Source organism: Variovorax paradoxus (assembly GCF_040544635.1).
GTDB lineage: Bacteria > Pseudomonadota > Gammaproteobacteria > Burkholderiales > Burkholderiaceae_C > Variovorax > Variovorax paradoxus_R.
In genome coordinates this window covers 189,953-207,136 of record NZ_JBEPKJ010000009.1, presented here as the reverse complement: position 1 = coordinate 207,136, position 17,184 = coordinate 189,953, and the positions used below count along the sequence as shown (strand labels likewise).

Genomic DNA, 17,184 nt, shown 5'->3' with positions numbered 1-17,184 from the left:
TTTCACGATGAAGCGCACATTCCAGATCTACCGCTACGACCCGGACAAGGACGCCAAGCCCTACATGCAGACCATCGAGATCGAACTCGACGGCCATGAGCGCATGCTGCTCGACGCCCTGATGAAGCTCAAGGCGCAGGATCCCACGCTGTCGTTCCGCCGCTCGTGCCGCGAAGGCGTCTGCGGCTCCGACGCCATGAACATCAACGGCAAGAACGGCCTCGCCTGCCTGACCAACATGCTCACGCTCAAGGGCACGATCGTGTTGAAGCCGCTGCCGGGCCTGCCGGTGATCCGCGACCTGATCGTGGACATGACGCAGTTCTTCAAGCAGTACAACTCGATCAAGCCTTACCTGCAGAACGACAACGTGCCGCCCGAGAAGGAGCGCCTGCAGTCGCCGGAAGAGCGCGAAGAGCTCAACGGCCTGTACGAGTGCATTCTGTGCGCGAGCTGCTCCACCAGCTGCCCCAGCTTCTGGTGGAACCCCGACAAGTTCGTGGGCCCGGCCGGCCTGCTGCAGGCCTACCGCTTCATCGCCGACAGCCGCGACGAAGCCACCGCCGAGCGCCTGGACAACCTCGAAGACCCGTACCGCCTGTTCCGCTGCCACACGATCATGAACTGCGTCGACGTGTGCCCGAAGAACCTGAACCCGACGAAGGCGATCGGCAAGATCAAGGAACTGATGGTGCGCCGCGCCATCTGAACCTTTACTTCCCGAGAGAAACCATGCAAACCGCTGCCGAACTCGCACAGCCGATCAGCGAACGCGCGCTGAGCAAGCTGAAATGGCGCTGCCGGCGCGGTCTGCTCGAGAACGATTTGTTCATCGCCCGCTTCTTCGAACGGCACGAGTCCCACATGACTGCCGGCCAGGCGGGAGCGATGGAGACATTGATGGACCTGTCGGACAACGACCTCCTCGATCTTCTGCTGCGAAGAAAGGAGCCCGAGCCCGAATGGGCCGGGGCCGAGGTGGTCGAGTTGCTGCAGTTGATGCGCACCGATGGCGCGCAGCGCCCCGCGACCTCCGTTTCCGCCCCCGTTTCCTCTTCGCCTTCCTGAATACTCTCTGAAAGAAACCCGAAATGAAAGCTTCCGATATCAAGGCCACGCTGTCGTTCAGCAACGGCGGCGACAGCGTCGAACTGCCGATCTACAAGGGCACCGTGGGCCCCGACGTGATCGACATCCGCAAGCTGTATGCGCAGACCGGCATGTTCACCTATGACCCGGGTTTCATGTCGACGGCCGCATGCCAGTCGGCCATCACGTACATCGACGGCGACAAGGGCGAACTGCTGTATCGCGGCTACCCGATCGAGCAGCTCGCAACCAACTGCGACTTCCTCGAAACCTGCCACCTGCTGCTCTACGGAGAGCTGCCGGACCAGGCCAAGAAGACCAACTTCACCAAGCTCGTGACCAACCACACGATGGTCAACGAGCAGATGCAATTCTTCCTGCGCGGCTTCCGCCGCGACGCGCATCCGATGGCCATCATGACCGGCCTGGTGGGTGCCCTGTCGGCCTTCTATCACGACAGCACGGACATCAACAATCCCGAGCACCGCGAGATCGCCGCGATCCGCCTGATCGCGAAGATGCCCACGCTCGTGGCCATGGCCTACAAGTACACGATCGGCCAGCCGTACATGTACCCGAAGAACGACCTGAGCTACGCGGGCAACTTCCTGCACATGATGTTCGCCACGCCGTGCGAGGAGTACAAGGTGAACCCGGTGCTCGAGCGCGCGCTCGACCGCATCTTCATCCTGCACGCAGACCACGAGCAGAACGCTTCGACCTCGACCGTGCGCCTGTGCGGCTCGTCGGGCACCAACCCCTTCGCGGCCATTGCGGCCGGCGTGGCCTGCCTCTGGGGCCCTGCCCACGGCGGTGCCAACGAAGCGGCGCTGAACATGCTCTACGACATCCAGAAGGAAGGCGGCGTGGAGAAGATCGGCGAGTTCATCAAGAAGGTGAAGGACAAGAACTCGAACGTCAAGCTCATGGGCTTCGGCCACCGCGTGTACAAGAACTACGACCCGCGCGCCAAGCTGATGCAGGAAACCTGCAACGAAGTGCTGACCGAGCTGGGCCTGGAGCAAGACCCGCTGTTCAAGCTGGCCAAGGAACTGGAAAAGATCGCCCTGGAAGACGAGTACTTCGTGTCGCGCAAGCTCTACCCGAACGTCGACTTCTACTCGGGCATCGTGCAGCGCGCCATCGGCATTCCGGTGCCGCTGTTCACCGCGATCTTCGCGCTGGCCCGCACGGTCGGCTGGATTGCCCAGCTGAACGAAATGATCGGCGACCCCGAATACAAGATCGGCCGTCCGCGCCAGCTGTTCGAAGGCTCGCCCAAGCGCGACGTGCAGCCCATCGGCAAGCGCTGATCGCGCGCTTCCGGCGTTCATCCCTAAAAGCTGCCCTCGGGCAGCTTTTTTGCGTCTTGGCTGACATGCGGCACCGGGACGCCGGCGATAGGCTGTAAAGCACTTAGAGCCGAAGGAGTTCCATCATGAAGTCGCTTGTCGCATTATTCGCCGTTGCATTTGCCCTTGCGGTACCGCTGTCGGGTTGCAATACTTGGAGAGGAGCCGGCCAGGACGTGCAGAAGGCCGGGGAAAAGATGGAGGATTCGTCGAAGAAGCGCCAATGACGCCTCTTACGCTCATCGCGCACCGACAGTAATGTCATCGCGCATGGCGATGACTCAAACCTGAAAACAAGGGGAAAATACGGACCTCCATCTCCATACGAGATGCCAAGGCCCGTATGACCCCTTCCCCATCTTCCGAGCGCAATTTCGCCCGGCGCATCGACCTCACGTCGCTGCAGCTGTTCGTGGCCGTTTGCGAACTGGGCAGCATCGGGCGGGCGGCGGAACGCGAATTCATTGCCGCCTCGGCAATCAGCAAGCGGCTGTCGGACCTGGAAGCCACCCTGGGCACCACCCTTCTCTACCGCCACGCGCGCGGGGTCGATCTTTCGCCCGCGGGTGAAAGCCTGCTGCACCATGCGCGCTCGGTGCTCTACAGCCTCGAGAAAATGCAGGGCGAGCTCAGCGAATATGCCGAGGGCGTGCGCGGCCATGTTCGGGTGCATGCCAACATCTCGGCCATCGTGCAGTTTCTTCCGGAGGATCTTGGCGCCTTCACGCGCGAGCATGACGCGATCAAGATCGACCTCGAAGAGCATCTGAGCAACGAAGTGGTGCGCGCGGTGCAGGAAGGCGCCGCCGACCTCGGCATTTGCCACATTCCCGACGGCACGAACGAGTTGCAGACGCTGCCCTACCGCCACGACCGGCTCGTGCTGATCGTGCCCGCCAGGCATCCGCTGGCCGCGCAGGGGGCGATCGATTTCGCCGCCTCGCTCGATTTCGACCATGTCGGGCTCCACACCAACAGCTCGATCTACGTAGCCATGCACCAGGCCGCCGTTGACGCGGGGCGCAGCGTCAAGCTGCGCATCCACGTGACCGGGCTCGACGCGATGTGCCGCATGATCGACAACGGCCTGGGCATCGGCGTGATGCCGCAGCGCGCGTTCGAACTGCTGCAGGCGGGCATCGGCAGCCGCCTGTGCAGCGTGGCGCTGAACGACGCCTGGTCCAACCGCGAAATCCGGCTGGTGGCGCGCGACTTCTCGACCCTGCCGGTGGCCGCGCGCACGCTGGTCAACCATTTGCACACGCCGGCGGCCGCCCACGATGCCGCCGAGCCGATCGCCGCCTAGAAAACAAGACAATTCACCTCCCCACGAAAGACAGAGACCGACATGGCACGCACGCTCTACGACAAGATCTGGGACGAACACGTCGTCCACACCGAGGACGACGGCACCGCCATCCTCTACATCGACCGCCACCTGGTGCACGAGGTCACCAGCCCGCAGGCCTTCGAGGGTCTGCGCGAGGCCGGCCGCAAGCTGTGGCGCATCAGCTCGGTGGTGGCCACGGCAGACCACAACACGCCGACCACCGGCTGGGAACTCGGCTACGAAGGCATTGCCGATCCGACCAGCAAGGAACAGGTCACCACGCTGGACAAGAACATCGCCGAATTCGGCGCCGCAGCGTTCTTTCCGTTCCTGAGCAAGCGCCAAGGCATCGTGCACGTGATCGGCCCCGAGTCGGGCGCCACGCTGCCAGGCATGACCGTGGTCTGCGGCGACTCGCACACCTCCACGCACGGCGCGTTCGGCGCGCTGGCGCACGGCATCGGCACCAGCGAGGTCGAGCACGTCATGGCCACGCAAACGCTGCTCGGCAAGAAGGCGAAGAACATGCTCGTGAAGGTCGAGGGCAAGCTGCCGCTCGGCTGCACCGCCAAGGACATCGTGCTGGCCATCATCGGCAAGATCGGCACCGCCGGCGGCACGGGCTACACCATCGAATTCGCGGGCTCGGCCATTCGCGACCTGAGCATGGAAGGCCGCATGACGGTCTGCAACATGGCCATCGAGGCCGGCGCGCGAGCGGGGCTGGTGGCGGTCGACGAAAAGACCATCAGCTACGTGAAGGGCCGCCCGCTCGCACCCACGGGGGTGGAATGGGACCAGGCCGTGAGCTACTGGCGCACGCTGCAGTCGGACCCCGGCGCGAAGTTCGACGCTGTGGTCGAGCTCGACGCGACGCAAATCCAGCCGCAGGTCACCTGGGGCACCTCGCCCGAGATGGTGGTCGACATCAACGGCCGCGTGCCCGATCCCGAGAAGGAAAAAGACGCCAGCAAGCGCGGCGCCATCGAGCGCGCGCTGGTCTACATGGGCCTGGAGCCGAACAAGGCGATCAACGACATCTTCGTCGACAAGGTGTTCATCGGTTCGTGCACCAACAGCCGCATCGAGGACATGCGCGAAGCCGCCGCCGTGGTGAAGAAACTCGGCCAGAAGGTCGCGAAGAACGTGAAGCTCGCCCTGGTGGTCCCGGGCTCGGGCGTGGTGAAGGAACAGGCCGAGCGCGAAGGCCTCGATGTGATCTTCAAGGCCGCGGGCTTCGAATGGCGCGAGCCCGGATGCTCGATGTGCCTGGCCATGAACGCCGACCGGCTGGAACCCGGCGAGCGCTGCGCATCGACCAGCAACCGCAACTTCGAAGGCCGCCAGGGCGCCGGCGGCCGTACCCACCTCGTGAGCCCGGCCATGGCCGCCGCCGCTGCGGTGCACGGCCACTTCGTCGACGTGCGCACCTTCGCCTGAACAGAGAGAAGAGAGATTCACATGCAGAAATTCACCGTGCACAAGGGTCTCGTGGCTCCGATGGACCGCGAGAACGTCGACACCGACGCGATCATTCCGAAGCAGTTTCTGAAGTCGATCCGCAAGACCGGCTTCGGCCAGAACCTGTTCGACGAATGGCGCTATCTCGACGCCGGCTTTCCGGGCCAGGACCCGGCCAGCCGCAAGCCGAACCCCGACTTCGTGCTGAACCAGCCGCGCTACGCGGGTGCCTCCGTGCTGCTGGCACGCAAGAACTTCGGCTGCGGTTCGTCGCGCGAGCATGCGCCGTGGGCGCTCGACCAGTACGGCTTTCGGGCGATCATTGCGCCGAGCTATGCCGACATCTTCTTCAACAACAGCTTCAAGAACGGCCTGCTGCCGATCGTGCTGCCCGAAGCGCAAGTCGCGCAGCTGTTCGACGAGACCCTTGCCTTCCCCGGCTACACGCTGACCATCGACCTGGAGCGCCAGGTGGTGGTGAAGCCCGACGGCGGCGAGTTCGCCTTCGACGTGCAGGCCTTCCGCAAGTACTGCCTGATCAACGGGCTGGACGACATCGGCCTGACGCTGCGCCACAAGGACAAGATCAAGGCCTTCGAGGCCGAGCGCCTGGCGCAGAAGCCCTGGCTCGCGCACTCGATGATTGCTTGATCGCCTGATCGGCATTTGCATTTCCGTATTCAAACCTCAGACCAAAGCATCATGAAAATTGCAGTTCTCCCGGGTGACGGCATCGGCACCGAAATCGTGGCCGAGGCCATCCGCGTGCTCGACGCGCTCGACCTCTCGTTCGAAATGGAAACTGCGCTGGTCGGCGGTGCGGCCTACGAGGCACACGGCCATCCGCTCCCCGAATCGACGCTCAAGCTGGCGAAGGAAGCTGACGCGGTGCTGTTCGGCGCGGTCGGCGACTGGAAGTACGACAAGCTCGACCGCCCGCTGCGCCCCGAGCAGGCCATTCTTGGCCTGCGCAAGAACCTCGGCCTGTTCGCCAATTTCCGCCCGGCCATCTGCTACGAGCAACTGGTGGACGCATCGAGCCTGAAGCCCGAACTCATCGCGGGCCTGGACATCCTCATCATCCGCGAGCTGACAGGCGACATCTACTTTGGCCAGCCGCGCGGCCGCCGCACGGCTGTCGACGGGCACTTTCCGGGCGCCGAAGAAGCCTTCGACACGATGCGCTATTCGCGCCCCGAGGTCGAGCGCATCGCCCGCGTGGCCTTCGAAGCCGCCCGCAAGCGCAACAAGCGCGTGACCAGCGTCGACAAGGCCAACGTGCTCGAGACCTTCCAGTTCTGGAAAGACGTCGTGACCGAGGTGCACAAGGACTATCCGGACATCGAACTCGACCACATGTACGTCGACAACGCGGCCATGCAGCTCGTGAAGGCGCCCAAGAAATTCGACGTGATCGTCACCGGCAACATGTTCGGCGACATCCTCTCGGACGAGGCCGCCATGCTTACCGGCTCCATCGGCATGCTGCCCTCGGCATCGCTCAATTCGAGCAACCAGGGCCTGTATGAACCCAGCCACGGCAGCGCCCCCGACATCGCCGGCAAAGGGGTTGCCAATCCATTGGCTACAATACTGTCCGCTGCCATGATGCTCCGCTTTTCACTCAACCAAGCCGAAGCTGCCGACCGTATCGAGTCGGCGGTCAAGCATGTGCTCGCCTCCGGGCTGCGCACGGGTGACATCTGGTCAGAAGGTACGAAGCGCGTCGGCACCCGTGAGATGGGCGACGCGGTCGTTGCAGCAATCACCAAAAAGACGATTACCGGCTAACCGCAGCCCGCTTCGTCACGCCCCTCCCCGGCTCGACGAGTCGGGGGCAAGAAAAGACCACTTTTTTCTTTCTTTTAATAGGGCAAACTGAAATGGCGAACGCATCTCAACCTCTGGTCGGCCTCGTAGGCTGGCGCGGCATGGTCGGCTCGGTCCTGATGGACCGCATGCAGGCCGAAGGCGACTTCGGGCTCATCGAGCCGCTGTTCTTCTCGACCTCCAACGCCGGCGGCAAGGCCCCGGCGATGGCGAAGAACGAAACCGCGCTGAAGGATGCGAACGACATCGACGCACTGAAGAAGTGCGACATCATCATCACCTGCCAGGGCGGCGACTACACCAGCGAGGTGTTCCCCAAGCTGCGCGCCGCCGGCTGGAGCGGCCACTGGATCGACGCCGCTTCCACCCTGCGCATGCAGGACGACGCCGTCATCGTGCTCGACCCGGTCAATCTGCCGGTCATCCAGAACGCGCTCACCAACGGCGGCAAGAACTGGATCGGCGGCAACTGCACCGTGAGTTGCATGCTCATGGGCGTGGGCGCCCTCTACAAGGCCGGCCTGGTCGAGTGGATGACCAGCATGACCTATCAGGCTGCTTCGGGCGGCGGCGCGCAGCATATGCGCGAGCTGCTGACGCAGTTCGGCACCCTCAATACCGAGGTGCGCGCCCTGCTGGACGACCCGAAGTCCGCCATCCTTGAAATCGACCGCAAGGTGCTGCACAAGCAGCAGAACCTGAGTGCCGCTGAAACGGCCAACTTCGGCGCCCCGCTGGGCGGCTCGCTCATCCCCTGGATCGACAAGGACCTGGGCGACGGCATGTCCAAGGAAGAATGGAAGGCCGGCGCGGAAACCAACAAGATTCTCGGCCAGGGTGCGGGCTTCGGCACCGCCGCCGTGCCGGTCGACGGCTTCTGCGTGCGCATCGGCGCGATGCGCTGCCACAGCCAGGCGCTGACCTTCAAGCTCAAGAAGGACGTGCCGCTGGCGGACATCGAAGCCATGATCGCGGCCGACAACCAGTGGGCGAAGGTGGTTCCGAACACCCGCGAGGCCACCCTCAAGGACCTGACCCCGGTGGCCGTGACGGGCACCATGGGCATCCCCGTGGGGCGCATCCGCAAGCTTGCGATGGGCCCTGAATATGTCGGCGCTTTCACCATCGGCGACCAGCTGTTGTGGGGCGCTGCCGAACCGCTGCGCCGCATGCTGCGCATCTTGCTCGAGGCTTGATGGGGCCATATAGGCTCACCGTTGGCCCCGAATGTTGCCTCAAAGCAACAGAAGATGTGTGCGTAAGTATGCGCGTACTGGGTAGAACAGGCGCAGCGCCTTGTCAGTACCCGGTGTTGGTGCTAACGTCCTCTTACAATTTCTGGGCCTGAGCCGCCCCTATCAGCATGACAAGACATCTGTTGCCCGCGGCCCGCCCATCGGCCGCTCGCCCTTCTCTGCCTTTGAAAGGCCTTCGCCTTTCCGTTCTTGGCGCCGCCGTGGCGGTGGCCATGGGTGTTGCAAGCACCGATGCCAGCGCCTTCGCGCTCGGCCAATTGAAGGTGCAATCCGCACTGGGGGAACCCCTTCGCGCTGAAATCGACGTCACGGAAATGGCGGCTGCCGAAGCGGAAAGCCTGAAGATCAACGTTGCCAGTGCGGATGCGTTCAAGAACGCGGGCGTTCCGTACAACGCCGCATTGAGCGACGTCAAGGCAACGCTGCAGCGCCGCGCCGGCGGCCAGTACGTGGTGCGCTTGACCGGCACGCGTCCGCTCAACGATCCCTTCGTCGACCTGCTGCTCGAAGCCAACGGTTCGTCCGGCCGCATGGTGCGCGACTACACAGTGCTGCTCGATCCGCCGGTGACCCGCCAAGCGGCGCCCAGCGCGCCGATTTCGCCTTCCACGCCGCAGGTCAGCACGCCTCCCGCGGAACGTTCGGGTTCGGCTGCCGCTCGCGCACGCCGCGAACGCGCACCTGTGGCTCCCGTCACCGTTCCACCTGCAGCCGCTCCGGCGCCTGCAACCGCGGCACCGCAAGCCCCCAGCTCTGCGGCGCCGGCTCGTCCGGCAGGCGGCGGCGAACAAGTCACGGTGCAGCGCGGCGATACCGCCAGCAAGATCGCCGGCGCCCACAAGCCCGCCGACATATCGCTCGACCAGATGCTGGTGGCGCTTTTGCTGGCCAACCCCGATGCTTTCATTGGCGGCAACGTCAATCGCATGAAGGCCGGCGCAGTGCTCGATTTGCCGGGTGCCGCCGAAGCCGGCGCCATTCCGCCCGCGGAAGCACGACGCACCGTGACCGCGCAAAGCCGCGACTTCGGTGCCTACCGCCAGCGTCTGGCCGAGAACGCGCCCACCGCGAATGTGGCCGCTGCCGGCCGCAACGCCTCGGGCAAGGTGCAAGCCAATGTCGAAGATCGCAATGCAACGGCCAGCGCACCCGACAAGCTGACGATCTCGCAAGGCAGTGCGGCCGCTCGCGCCGCCGACGAGAAGGTTGCTCAAACCCGCCAGGCGCAGGAGAGCAACAACCGCGTTGCGGAGCTTTCGAAGAACATCAACGAACTGGCCAAGCTCAAGGCGGCCACCGGTTCTGCGGCCCCCGCCGCTGGCTCGGCACCCGCGCCGACCGCTCCTGGCATCCCGGTCCCCAACCCGGGCGTGGCGGCCACGGCTTCGCCGACGGCGGTCAGCCCGGCACCGGCTGCGCCCGCGCCCGCCGCGGCGGCACCTGTGGCTCCTGCCGCGCCTGTCGCACCAGCTGCAACGCCTGCCGCAACGCCCAGCGCTTCGGCACCGGCAGAAGCTGCCGCACCCGCGGCGGCAGTCACGCCCGCTGCCGCTCCCACCACCGCTGCAGCACCAGACGCCGCGGCATCGGCTGAAACGATGCCGGGCGCTCCCGCGGCGGCAGCAAGTGCCGCAGCCCCCGCGCCGGCACCCAAGCCGGTGGTGAAGGCAGCCCCGCCGCCGCCGCCCGTCGAACGCAGCTTCTTCGACGAATTGATGGACAACCCGCTGATGCTGGCCGGTGCGGCGTTGATCGCATTGCTGATCGGCTTCCTGCTTTACCGCGTGCTGGGCCGCCGGCGCGAGGAAATGAGCGAAAGCGTGTTCCTCGAAAGCCGCATCCCGAAAGACTCGTTCTTCGGCGCCAGCGGCGGCGAATCGGTCGACACCAAGCACCGCGGCGATTCCACCGTCTCGTCGCTGTCGTACTCGCCGAGCCAGCTCGACGCGGGCGATGTCGACCCCGTGGCCGAAGCCGACGTGTACCTCGCCTATGGCCGCGACCTGCAAGCCGAGGAAATCCTTCGCGAAGCCCTGCGCGTGAATCCGGACCGCACGGCCATTCACCTCAAGCTGCTCGAAATCCACGCCAAGCGACGCGACGTCCGGGCCTATGAAGGCCTTGCGACCGAAGTGCACAAGCTGACCAACGGCGCCGGTTCCGACTGGAACCGCGTGGTCGAAATGGGCAAGGACCTCGATCCGGGCAATCCGCTGTACGAATCGGGCACGACCCGGAGCGGCGTGAGCCAGGCCGAAAGCGCCGCTTTTGCGGGCGCCCTTGCCACCGCGGCCAAGCCCGCTGCCGCGGTTCCCCCGGCCCCAGCGCCCGCCCCCGTGGCGGCTGCTGTCGCCGCACCCGCCTTCATGCCCTCGGTCGCACCGCTGGACTTCGACCTCGACCTGAGCCAGCCCGCGGCCCTCGCACCGAGCCCCGCTCCGGTGAGCGCCAGCCTGCCGAAGGCCACCTACGCACCCGCCGCAACCGCGCCCTTGAGCAACGGCCATGCGCACGCACCGGCGCCGGTCGACCTGGAAAACGACTTCGACACCGCACCCGGAGCTCTGTCGCCGATCACGACTCGCCCCGCTGCGCCGAACGAAACCGACGACAACACCCGTCCGGCGGCCCTGCGCAGTGCCAGCCTTCCCGCGGATTCGGGTTTTATCGAATTCGACATGAGCGCACTGGCCGGCCTTCCCACCCGTCCGGTGGCCGGCACCGCCGAAGCGGCCCGGCCTGCTGCGGCCATGCCGGAAGACGACGGTGACGACAGCCCCCACGCAGTCAAGCTGTCGCTGGCGCGCGAACTGCAGGCCATCGGCGACGTCGAAGGCGCCCGCTCGCTGGTCGAGGAAGTCGAAGCTGAAAGCGCCGGCGACCTCAAGTCGCAGGCAAGGCAACTGCTCGCCGAGCTGCGCTGAGCGGCTGCTTTCCCCCGTTTTCTGAATTCGTGAGGCTGGCGCTAGGCATCCGCTACAACGGCCAGGCGTACGAGGGCTGGCAGAGCCAGCGCTCGGGCCGCACGGTTCAGGACAAGCTGGAAGCCGCGCTCGCCAAGTTCGCCGCACAGCCCATCGGCACGCTGTGCGCCGGCCGTACCGACGCCGGCGTGCACGCACTGATGCAGGTGGTGCACTTCGACACCGACGTCGAACGCGAACCCTTCTCCTGGATGCGCGGCACCAACCGCTACCTGCCCGACGACATCGCCGTGCAGTGGGCACACCCGGTGCCCGACGAATTCCATTGCCGCGCCAGCGCACTGGCCCGCCGCTACCTCTACGTGCTGTCGCAGTCGCCGGTGCGGCCCAGCCTCGATTCGGGCCGGGTCGGCTGGTCGATGCATGCGCTCGACGGCGATGCGATGCGCGCCGCCGCCGCCCTGCTGGTGGGCCGGCACGATTTCAGCTCTTTTCGCGCCTCGGCCTGCCAGGCGCGCTCGCCGGTGAAGGACCTGCGGCGCATCGAGATCACGCGCCACGGCGAAGGCGAGCGTTGCCGCTGGCACTTCGAGTTCGAGGCCGATGCCTTCCTGCACCACATGATCCGCAACCTGATGGGCTGCCTGGTGCGCATCGGGCGCGGCGACGAGCGGCCCGAATGGATCACCGAGGTGCTCGAGGCTCGCAGCCGCGAGGTAGCGGCCCCCACCTTCTCCGCCCACGGGCTGTACTTTCTAGGACCGTTGTACGACGCCAAGTGGGGTCTGCCGGCCGAGGCCACGCTGCAGGCCGGCGGCGCTCCTTATGATGGGCCGCCATGACTGCCGCTCCCCGCACCCGAATCAAGATCTGCGGCCTCACGCGCGAGGCCGACGTGGATGCCGCGATCGAGGCGGGCGCCGATGCGGTCGGCTTCGTGCTCTATCCCAAGAGCCCGCGCGCCGTAACGGCCGCTCGCGCCGCGGAACTGGCTTTGCGCCTCCCCCCTTTCATCACGCCGGTGCTGCTGTTCGTCAACGAGGCTGCTCCTGAAGTCGCAGCGTCTCTCGCACGCGTGAGAGGATCGATCGCGCAGTTTCACGGCGAGGAAACGCCGGAACAATGCGAAGAAGCCGCCGGCCAGGGCCGCTTTCGCTACATGCGAGCCGCCCGTATTCCGCTGGGGGCTGCCGGAGCGGGCTTCGACCTCGTAAAATACGCTTCCAATTACTCTCACGCCCAGGCCATCCTGCTCGACGCCCATGTCGAAGGTTATGGTGGTGGCGGCAAGGCATTCGATTGGTCACTTCTTCCACCCGCCGTCGACGCTCACCTCGTCTTGAGTGGTGGGCTCACACCTGCAAACGTGAGCGATGGCATTCGCATCCTGCGGACGCGCTGCAAGTCGCTGTCCGTTGATGTGAGCTCGGGCGTCGAAATCGACGGCCCGGGAAACAAGGGCCTGAAGGACGCCGAAAAAATCCGGCAATTCGTCGCCGCCGTGAGAGCGGCGGACGCCTCGTCCTTCTCCAGTTAGCCGCCGCACCCGATCGTGATTTCGGGCTGCGGCCCAACGATCGAGAACCATGCAAAGCCAATTCCAGGACTACCAGCAACCCGACGCCACCGGCCATTTCGGCAACTACGGCGGCACCTTCGCGAGCGAAACGCTCACCCACGCGATCAATGAGCTGCGCGATGCGTACGCCAGGTTCAAGGACGATCCGGCGTTTCTTGCCGAATTTCACTACGAGCTGAAGCACTTCGTCGGCCGGCCCTCCCCGATCTACCACGCGGCCCGCACCAGCCGTGAGATGGGCGGCGCGCAGATCTACCTGAAGCGCGAAGACCTCAACCACACCGGCGCGCACAAGATCAACAACGTGATCGGCCAGGCGATGCTCGCGCGACGCATGGGCAAGCCCCGCGTCATCGCCGAAACCGGCGCGGGCCAGCACGGCGTGGCCACCGCCACCATCTGTGCGCGCTACGGCCTCGAATGCGTGGTCTACATGGGCAGCCAGGACGTGAAGCGCCAGAGCCCCAACGTCTACCGCATGAACCTGCTCGGCGCGACAGTGGTGCCGGTGGAGTCGGGCAGCAAGACGCTGAAGGACGCGCTCAACGAGGCCATGCGCGACTGGGTGACCAACGTGGAAAACACCTTCTACATCATCGGCACCGTGGCCGGCCCGCACCCCTACCCGACGATGGTGCGCGATTTCCAGAGCGTGATCGGCACCGAGTGCATCGACCAGATGCCCGCAATGCTCGCGGCCGACGGCATTACCGGAGAGGCCGAGGGCAAGCAGCCCGACGTGGTGGTCGCCTGCGTGGGTGGCGGCAGCAATGCGATCGGCATCTTCCACCCCTACATTCCGTTTGCCGGCACCCGGCTCATCGGCGTCGAAGCGGCCGGCGAAGGGCTGGACAGCGGCAAACACGCCGCGTCGATCCTGCGCGGCAGCCCGGGCGTGCTGCACGGCAACCGCACCTACCTGCTGCAGAACGAAGACGGCCAGATCACCGAAACCCACAGCATCAGCGCCGGTCTCGACTACCCGGGCGTGGGCCCGGAGCACGCGTACCTGGCCGACATCGGCCGCGCGGAATACGTGGGCATTACCGACACCGAAGCGCTCGAAGCCTTCCACTACCTGTGCCGCACCGAGGGCATCATTCCGGCCCTCGAATCGAGCCACGCCGTGGCCTATGCCATGAAGCTCGCCAAGACCATGCGGCCGGACCAGTCGATCCTGGTGAACCTCTCAGGCCGCGGCGACAAGGACATCGGCACCGTGGCCGACCTGTCGGGCGTCGACTTCTACGATCGGCCCTCGATGCGCGGCCTGAGCGTGAAGGGAGGCAAGTGATGAGCCGCATTGCCGCCACCTTCGACGCGCTGAAAAAAGACGGTCGCCGTGCGCTGATTCCTTACGTCACTGCCGGCTTTCCCTTTGCCGACATCACGCCCGAGCTGATGCACGGCATGGTCGAGGCGGGCGCCGACGTGATCGAGCTCGGCGTGCCGTTCTCCGACCCGATGGCCGACGGCCCGGTGATCCAGAAAGCCGGTGAAGCGGCGCTGGCCCTGGGCATCGGCATGAAGCAGGTGCTCGCCATCGTGGCCACCTTCCGCCAGAAGGACGCGGCCACGCCCGTGGTGCTGATGGGCTACGCCAACCCGGTCGAGCGGTATGACCTTGTGCACGGCAAGAAGGCGTTCATCCGCGATGCATCGGCCGCCGGCGTCGACGGCCTCCTGGTGGTCGACTACCCGCCCGAGGAATGCGAAGACTTCGCCGCGGAGCTCAAAGCTGCGAACATCGACCTGATCTTCCTGCTGGCGCCTACCAGCACCAATGAGCGCATGGCCCAGGTCGCGCGCATCGCAAGCGGCTATGTCTACTACGTCTCGCTCAAGGGCGTGACGGGCGCGGGCCACCTCGACACCGAAGCCGTCGGCCAGATGATTCCGCGCATCCGCGAGCACGTGAACATCCCCGTCGGCGTGGGCTTCGGCATCCGCGATGCGCGCACGGCCCAGGCTGTGGGATCGGCGGCCGATGCGGTCGTGATCGGCACCAAGATCATCCAGTTGATCGACGGCCAGCCGCGCGAAAAGGTCGTGCCCGCGGTGCGCGAATTTCTTGCCGAAATCCGCGAGGCGCTCGACGCCCTGCCGGCAGCTACCCCCAAGAACGCGGCTGGCCGATAATCGCCGTTGCCCTCACCCAGCCCCTTTTCCGCATTGCGGAAGAGGGGAGCTAATTCGGAGTCCTATGAGCTGGCTTGAAAAACTGCTACCCGCCAAGATCGCACAAACCGACCCGTCGGAGCGCCGCCAGGTGCCCGAGGGCCTGTGGATCAAATGCCCCGCCTGCGAGACCGTTCTCTACAAGACCGATCTCGAGCACAACCAGAATGTCTGCCCGAGCTGCAGCCACCACCATCGCATCGGCGCCCGCGCACGGCTCGACGCCTTCCTCGACGCCGAAGGCCGCTACGAAGTCGGCCAGGAAGTGCTCCCCGTCGACGCGCTGAAGTTCAAGGACAGCCGCCGTTACCCCGAGCGGCTCAAGGAAGCGCTCGAGAACACCGGCGAAACCGATGCCCTGGTCGTCATGGGCGGCTCGGTCCACAGCATCAGCGTGGTCGTGGCCTGCTTCGAATTCGAGTTCATGGGCGGCAGCATGGGCAGCGTCGTCGGCGAGCGCTTCGTGCGCGGCGTCGAAACGGCCATCGAGCAGAAGGTGCCGTTCATCTGTTTTACCGCCACCGGCGGTGCGCGCATGCAGGAAGGCCTGCTTTCGCTGATGCAGATGGCCAAGACCAACGCGGCGCTCACGCGTCTCGCGAAAAAGGGCCTGCCCTACATCAGCGTGCTGACCGACCCGACCATGGGCGGCGTTTCGGCCGGCTTCGCTTTCGTGGGCGATGTGGTCATTGCGGAGCCCAAGGCGCTCATCGGCTTTGCCGGCCCGCGCGTGATCGAATCGACCGTGCGCGTCACGCTGCCCGAAGGCTTCCAGCGCGCCGAGTTCCTTCAGACCAAGGGCGCCATCGACTTCATCAGCGACCGCCGCGAGCTGCGCAAGACCATTGCGAGCACGCTGGCGATGCTGCTGCGTCAGCCCGCCGACGCGGTCATCTGACAAGGATCCTGCCGGAAGGGCCTCAGCCCAGCCGGTAGGCCCAGACCAGCAGGTTGCCCAGCACGATGGCAATCACCTGCAGCACCACGATGGCGGCCAGGGGCGACAGGTCCACGCCGCCAATCAGCGGAATGAAGCGCCGAAAGGGCCGCACCAGTGGCTCGGCCAATCGCGAGATGAGGTCGAGCAGCATCGGCGATGCCCCCGGTATCCACGACAGCACGGCATAGACCACCAGCAGCGCGGTGAGGCCCGACACTGCGAGCTGCAGCAGCCCCACCAGTGAGACCAGCGGCAAGGCGGCAATACGCCCCAGGTTGCCGATCAGCAGCCACAGCAGCAGGAACTTCACGATCACCAGCAGCCAGGCCGCGATCGCGCTCGCCAGGTCCCAGCGCTTGACCGACGGCACGATGCGGCGCAGCGGCAGCACGATCCAGTCGGTAATCGCGAACACGAAGCGCCCGAGCGGATTGCCGAACGGCACCCGGTGGTACTGCATGTAAAGGCGCAGCAGGCAGGCGCCGCCGAGCAGGCCGACGATCACGTCGAGAAGAAACGAGGGGATCTGGTAGAGCATGGGGCAGGGTCGTGAGCGGAATGCGATGATAGCCATGCAAGGTTCTTCGATGACGACACAGCCCCTTCTGCATTCACTGCCATTGTTCCCGCTCGGTACGGTTCTGTTCCCGGGCGGCGTGCTTCCCCTGCGTATTTTCGAAGTACGTTATCTCGACATGGTCGGCAAATGCCGCAAGGCCGATGCGCCGTTCGGCGTGGTCAGCCTCACGAGCGGCAGCGAGGTGCGCAAAGCCGGCGCCGAGGCGGAAAGCTTTGCGGCCATCGGCACGCTGGCCGTCATTCGCGAATTCGATTCACCGCAAAGCGGCCTGCTCCAGATCGAATGCGTCGGCACCCAGCGGTTCCGGGTTCGCCATACCGAGCTGCAGAAATACGGTTTGTGGGTGGCCGAGGTGGAAGCCGTTGTCGCAGACACCGCACTCGAAATTCCCGACGACCTCCAGCACACCGCCACGGCACTCCGGCGCCTGGTCGACACGCTCGAAGAACGCCGCCGCGCGCAGGGCGCGGAAACAGTGCGCCTGCCCATCGGCGAGCCCTATCAGTTCAACGATTGCGGCTGGGTCGCCAACCGTTGGTGCGAACTGGTGCCCATGCAACTCGAACTCCGGCAACGGCTCATGGAGCTCGACAGCCCCCTGATGCGACTCGAACTGGTCAGCGATTTGCTGGCACGTGCGGGTATCACTGAATAGGTCGCTACTT

At 65.4% G+C, this 17,184-nt stretch carries 17 protein-coding genes; 16 read left to right on the top strand and 1 reads right to left on the bottom strand.

Going from position 1 to position 17,184, the window contains the following annotated elements; translation table 11 throughout:
- The first annotated feature begins 7 nt into the window (after nt 1–7).
- The 15 genes from ABIC94_RS16845 to accD all read left to right on the top strand — a co-directional run bounded on the left by ABIC94_RS16845 (nt 8) and on the right by accD (nt 15,897).
- A complete protein-coding gene (locus tag ABIC94_RS16845) occupies nt 8–709 on the top strand; it encodes a succinate dehydrogenase iron-sulfur subunit (RefSeq protein ID WP_013540023.1) in 702 nt (233 codons plus the stop codon).
- 23 nt (nt 710–732) lie between these two features.
- Nucleotides 733–1,068 carry a succinate dehydrogenase assembly factor 2 gene (locus ABIC94_RS16840; RefSeq protein ID WP_354374143.1) on the top strand — a complete coding sequence of 112 codons (336 nt, stop codon included), beginning with the start codon at nt 733–735 and terminating at the stop codon, nt 1,066–1,068.
- A 23-nt stretch (nt 1,069–1,091) separates the two neighbouring features.
- Nucleotides 1,092–2,402, top strand: a complete 1,311-nt coding sequence (gene gltA / locus ABIC94_RS16835; protein ID WP_354374142.1) for a citrate synthase — start codon at nt 1,092–1,094, stop codon at nt 2,400–2,402.
- Nucleotides 2,403–2,527: 125 nt separating this feature from the next.
- On the top strand, nt 2,528–2,668 hold the full coding sequence (locus ABIC94_RS16830; protein WP_319430678.1) for an entericidin A/B family lipoprotein: 141 nt from the start codon (nt 2,528–2,530) through the stop codon (nt 2,666–2,668).
- A gap of 116 nt (nt 2,669–2,784) precedes the next feature.
- Nucleotides 2,785–3,747 (top strand): LysR substrate-binding domain-containing protein, encoded by a 963-nt coding sequence (locus tag ABIC94_RS16825; RefSeq protein ID WP_354374141.1) that lies wholly within the window; start codon nt 2,785–2,787, stop codon nt 3,745–3,747.
- A 42-nt stretch (nt 3,748–3,789) separates the two neighbouring features.
- Entirely contained in the window at nt 3,790–5,211 is a 1,422-nt protein-coding gene (leuC, locus tag ABIC94_RS16820; RefSeq protein WP_354374140.1) for a 3-isopropylmalate dehydratase large subunit, read from the top strand.
- A 21-nt stretch (nt 5,212–5,232) separates the two neighbouring features.
- The gene (gene leuD, locus ABIC94_RS16815; protein ID WP_354374139.1) at nt 5,233–5,883 is read left to right on the top strand and encodes a 3-isopropylmalate dehydratase small subunit; all 651 of its coding nucleotides are present in this window, start codon (nt 5,233–5,235) and stop codon (nt 5,881–5,883) included.
- 51 nt (nt 5,884–5,934) lie between these two features.
- On the top strand, nt 5,935–7,023 hold the full coding sequence (gene leuB, locus ABIC94_RS16810; RefSeq protein WP_258504774.1) for a 3-isopropylmalate dehydrogenase: 1,089 nt from the start codon (nt 5,935–5,937) through the stop codon (nt 7,021–7,023).
- 92 nt (nt 7,024–7,115) lie between these two features.
- Complete coding sequence (gene asd, locus ABIC94_RS16805) at nt 7,116–8,258, top strand: aspartate-semialdehyde dehydrogenase (protein WP_354374138.1); 1,143 nt, start codon at nt 7,116–7,118, stop codon at nt 8,256–8,258.
- Between the two features lie 224 nt (nt 8,259–8,482).
- A complete protein-coding gene (locus ABIC94_RS16800; protein WP_436318035.1) occupies nt 8,483–11,242 on the top strand; it encodes a FimV/HubP family polar landmark protein in 2,760 nt (919 codons plus the stop codon).
- A 29-nt stretch (nt 11,243–11,271) separates the two neighbouring features.
- Nucleotides 11,272–12,084 (top strand): tRNA pseudouridine(38-40) synthase TruA, encoded by an 813-nt coding sequence (gene truA / locus ABIC94_RS16795; RefSeq protein WP_354374136.1) that lies wholly within the window; start codon nt 11,272–11,274, stop codon nt 12,082–12,084.
- Complete coding sequence (locus ABIC94_RS16790; RefSeq protein ID WP_354374135.1) at nt 12,081–12,779, top strand: phosphoribosylanthranilate isomerase; 699 nt, start codon at nt 12,081–12,083, stop codon at nt 12,777–12,779. Before truA ends, ABIC94_RS16790 begins: the two co-directional genes overlap by 4 nt.
- A gap of 49 nt (nt 12,780–12,828) precedes the next feature.
- Nucleotides 12,829–14,115 carry a tryptophan synthase subunit beta gene (gene trpB, locus ABIC94_RS16785; RefSeq protein ID WP_354374134.1) on the top strand — a complete coding sequence of 429 codons (1,287 nt, stop codon included), beginning with the start codon at nt 12,829–12,831 and terminating at the stop codon, nt 14,113–14,115.
- Nucleotides 14,115–14,960: a tryptophan synthase subunit alpha gene (gene trpA / locus ABIC94_RS16780; protein WP_354374133.1), complete on the top strand. Its 846-nt coding sequence runs from the start codon at nt 14,115–14,117 to the stop codon at nt 14,958–14,960. The genes trpB and trpA overlap by 1 nt, the downstream gene beginning before the upstream one ends.
- Before the next feature lie 64 nt (nt 14,961–15,024).
- Entirely contained in the window at nt 15,025–15,897 is an 873-nt protein-coding gene (gene accD / locus ABIC94_RS16775) for an acetyl-CoA carboxylase, carboxyltransferase subunit beta (protein WP_281149595.1), read from the top strand.
- Nucleotides 15,898–15,919: 22 nt separating this feature from the next.
- On the opposite strand, the gene ABIC94_RS16770 is transcribed toward accD, so the two are convergent.
- The gene (locus ABIC94_RS16770) at nt 15,920–16,477 is read right to left on the bottom strand and encodes a YggT family protein (protein WP_354374132.1); all 558 of its coding nucleotides are present in this window, start codon (nt 16,475–16,477) and stop codon (nt 15,920–15,922) included.
- Nucleotides 16,478–16,526: 49 nt separating this feature from the next.
- Here ABIC94_RS16770 and ABIC94_RS16765 point away from each other — a divergent pair, with 49 nt between their 5' ends.
- Entirely contained in the window at nt 16,527–17,174 is a 648-nt protein-coding gene (locus ABIC94_RS16765; RefSeq protein WP_354374131.1) for an LON peptidase substrate-binding domain-containing protein, read from the top strand.
- Nucleotides 17,175–17,184: the final 10 nt, after the last annotated feature.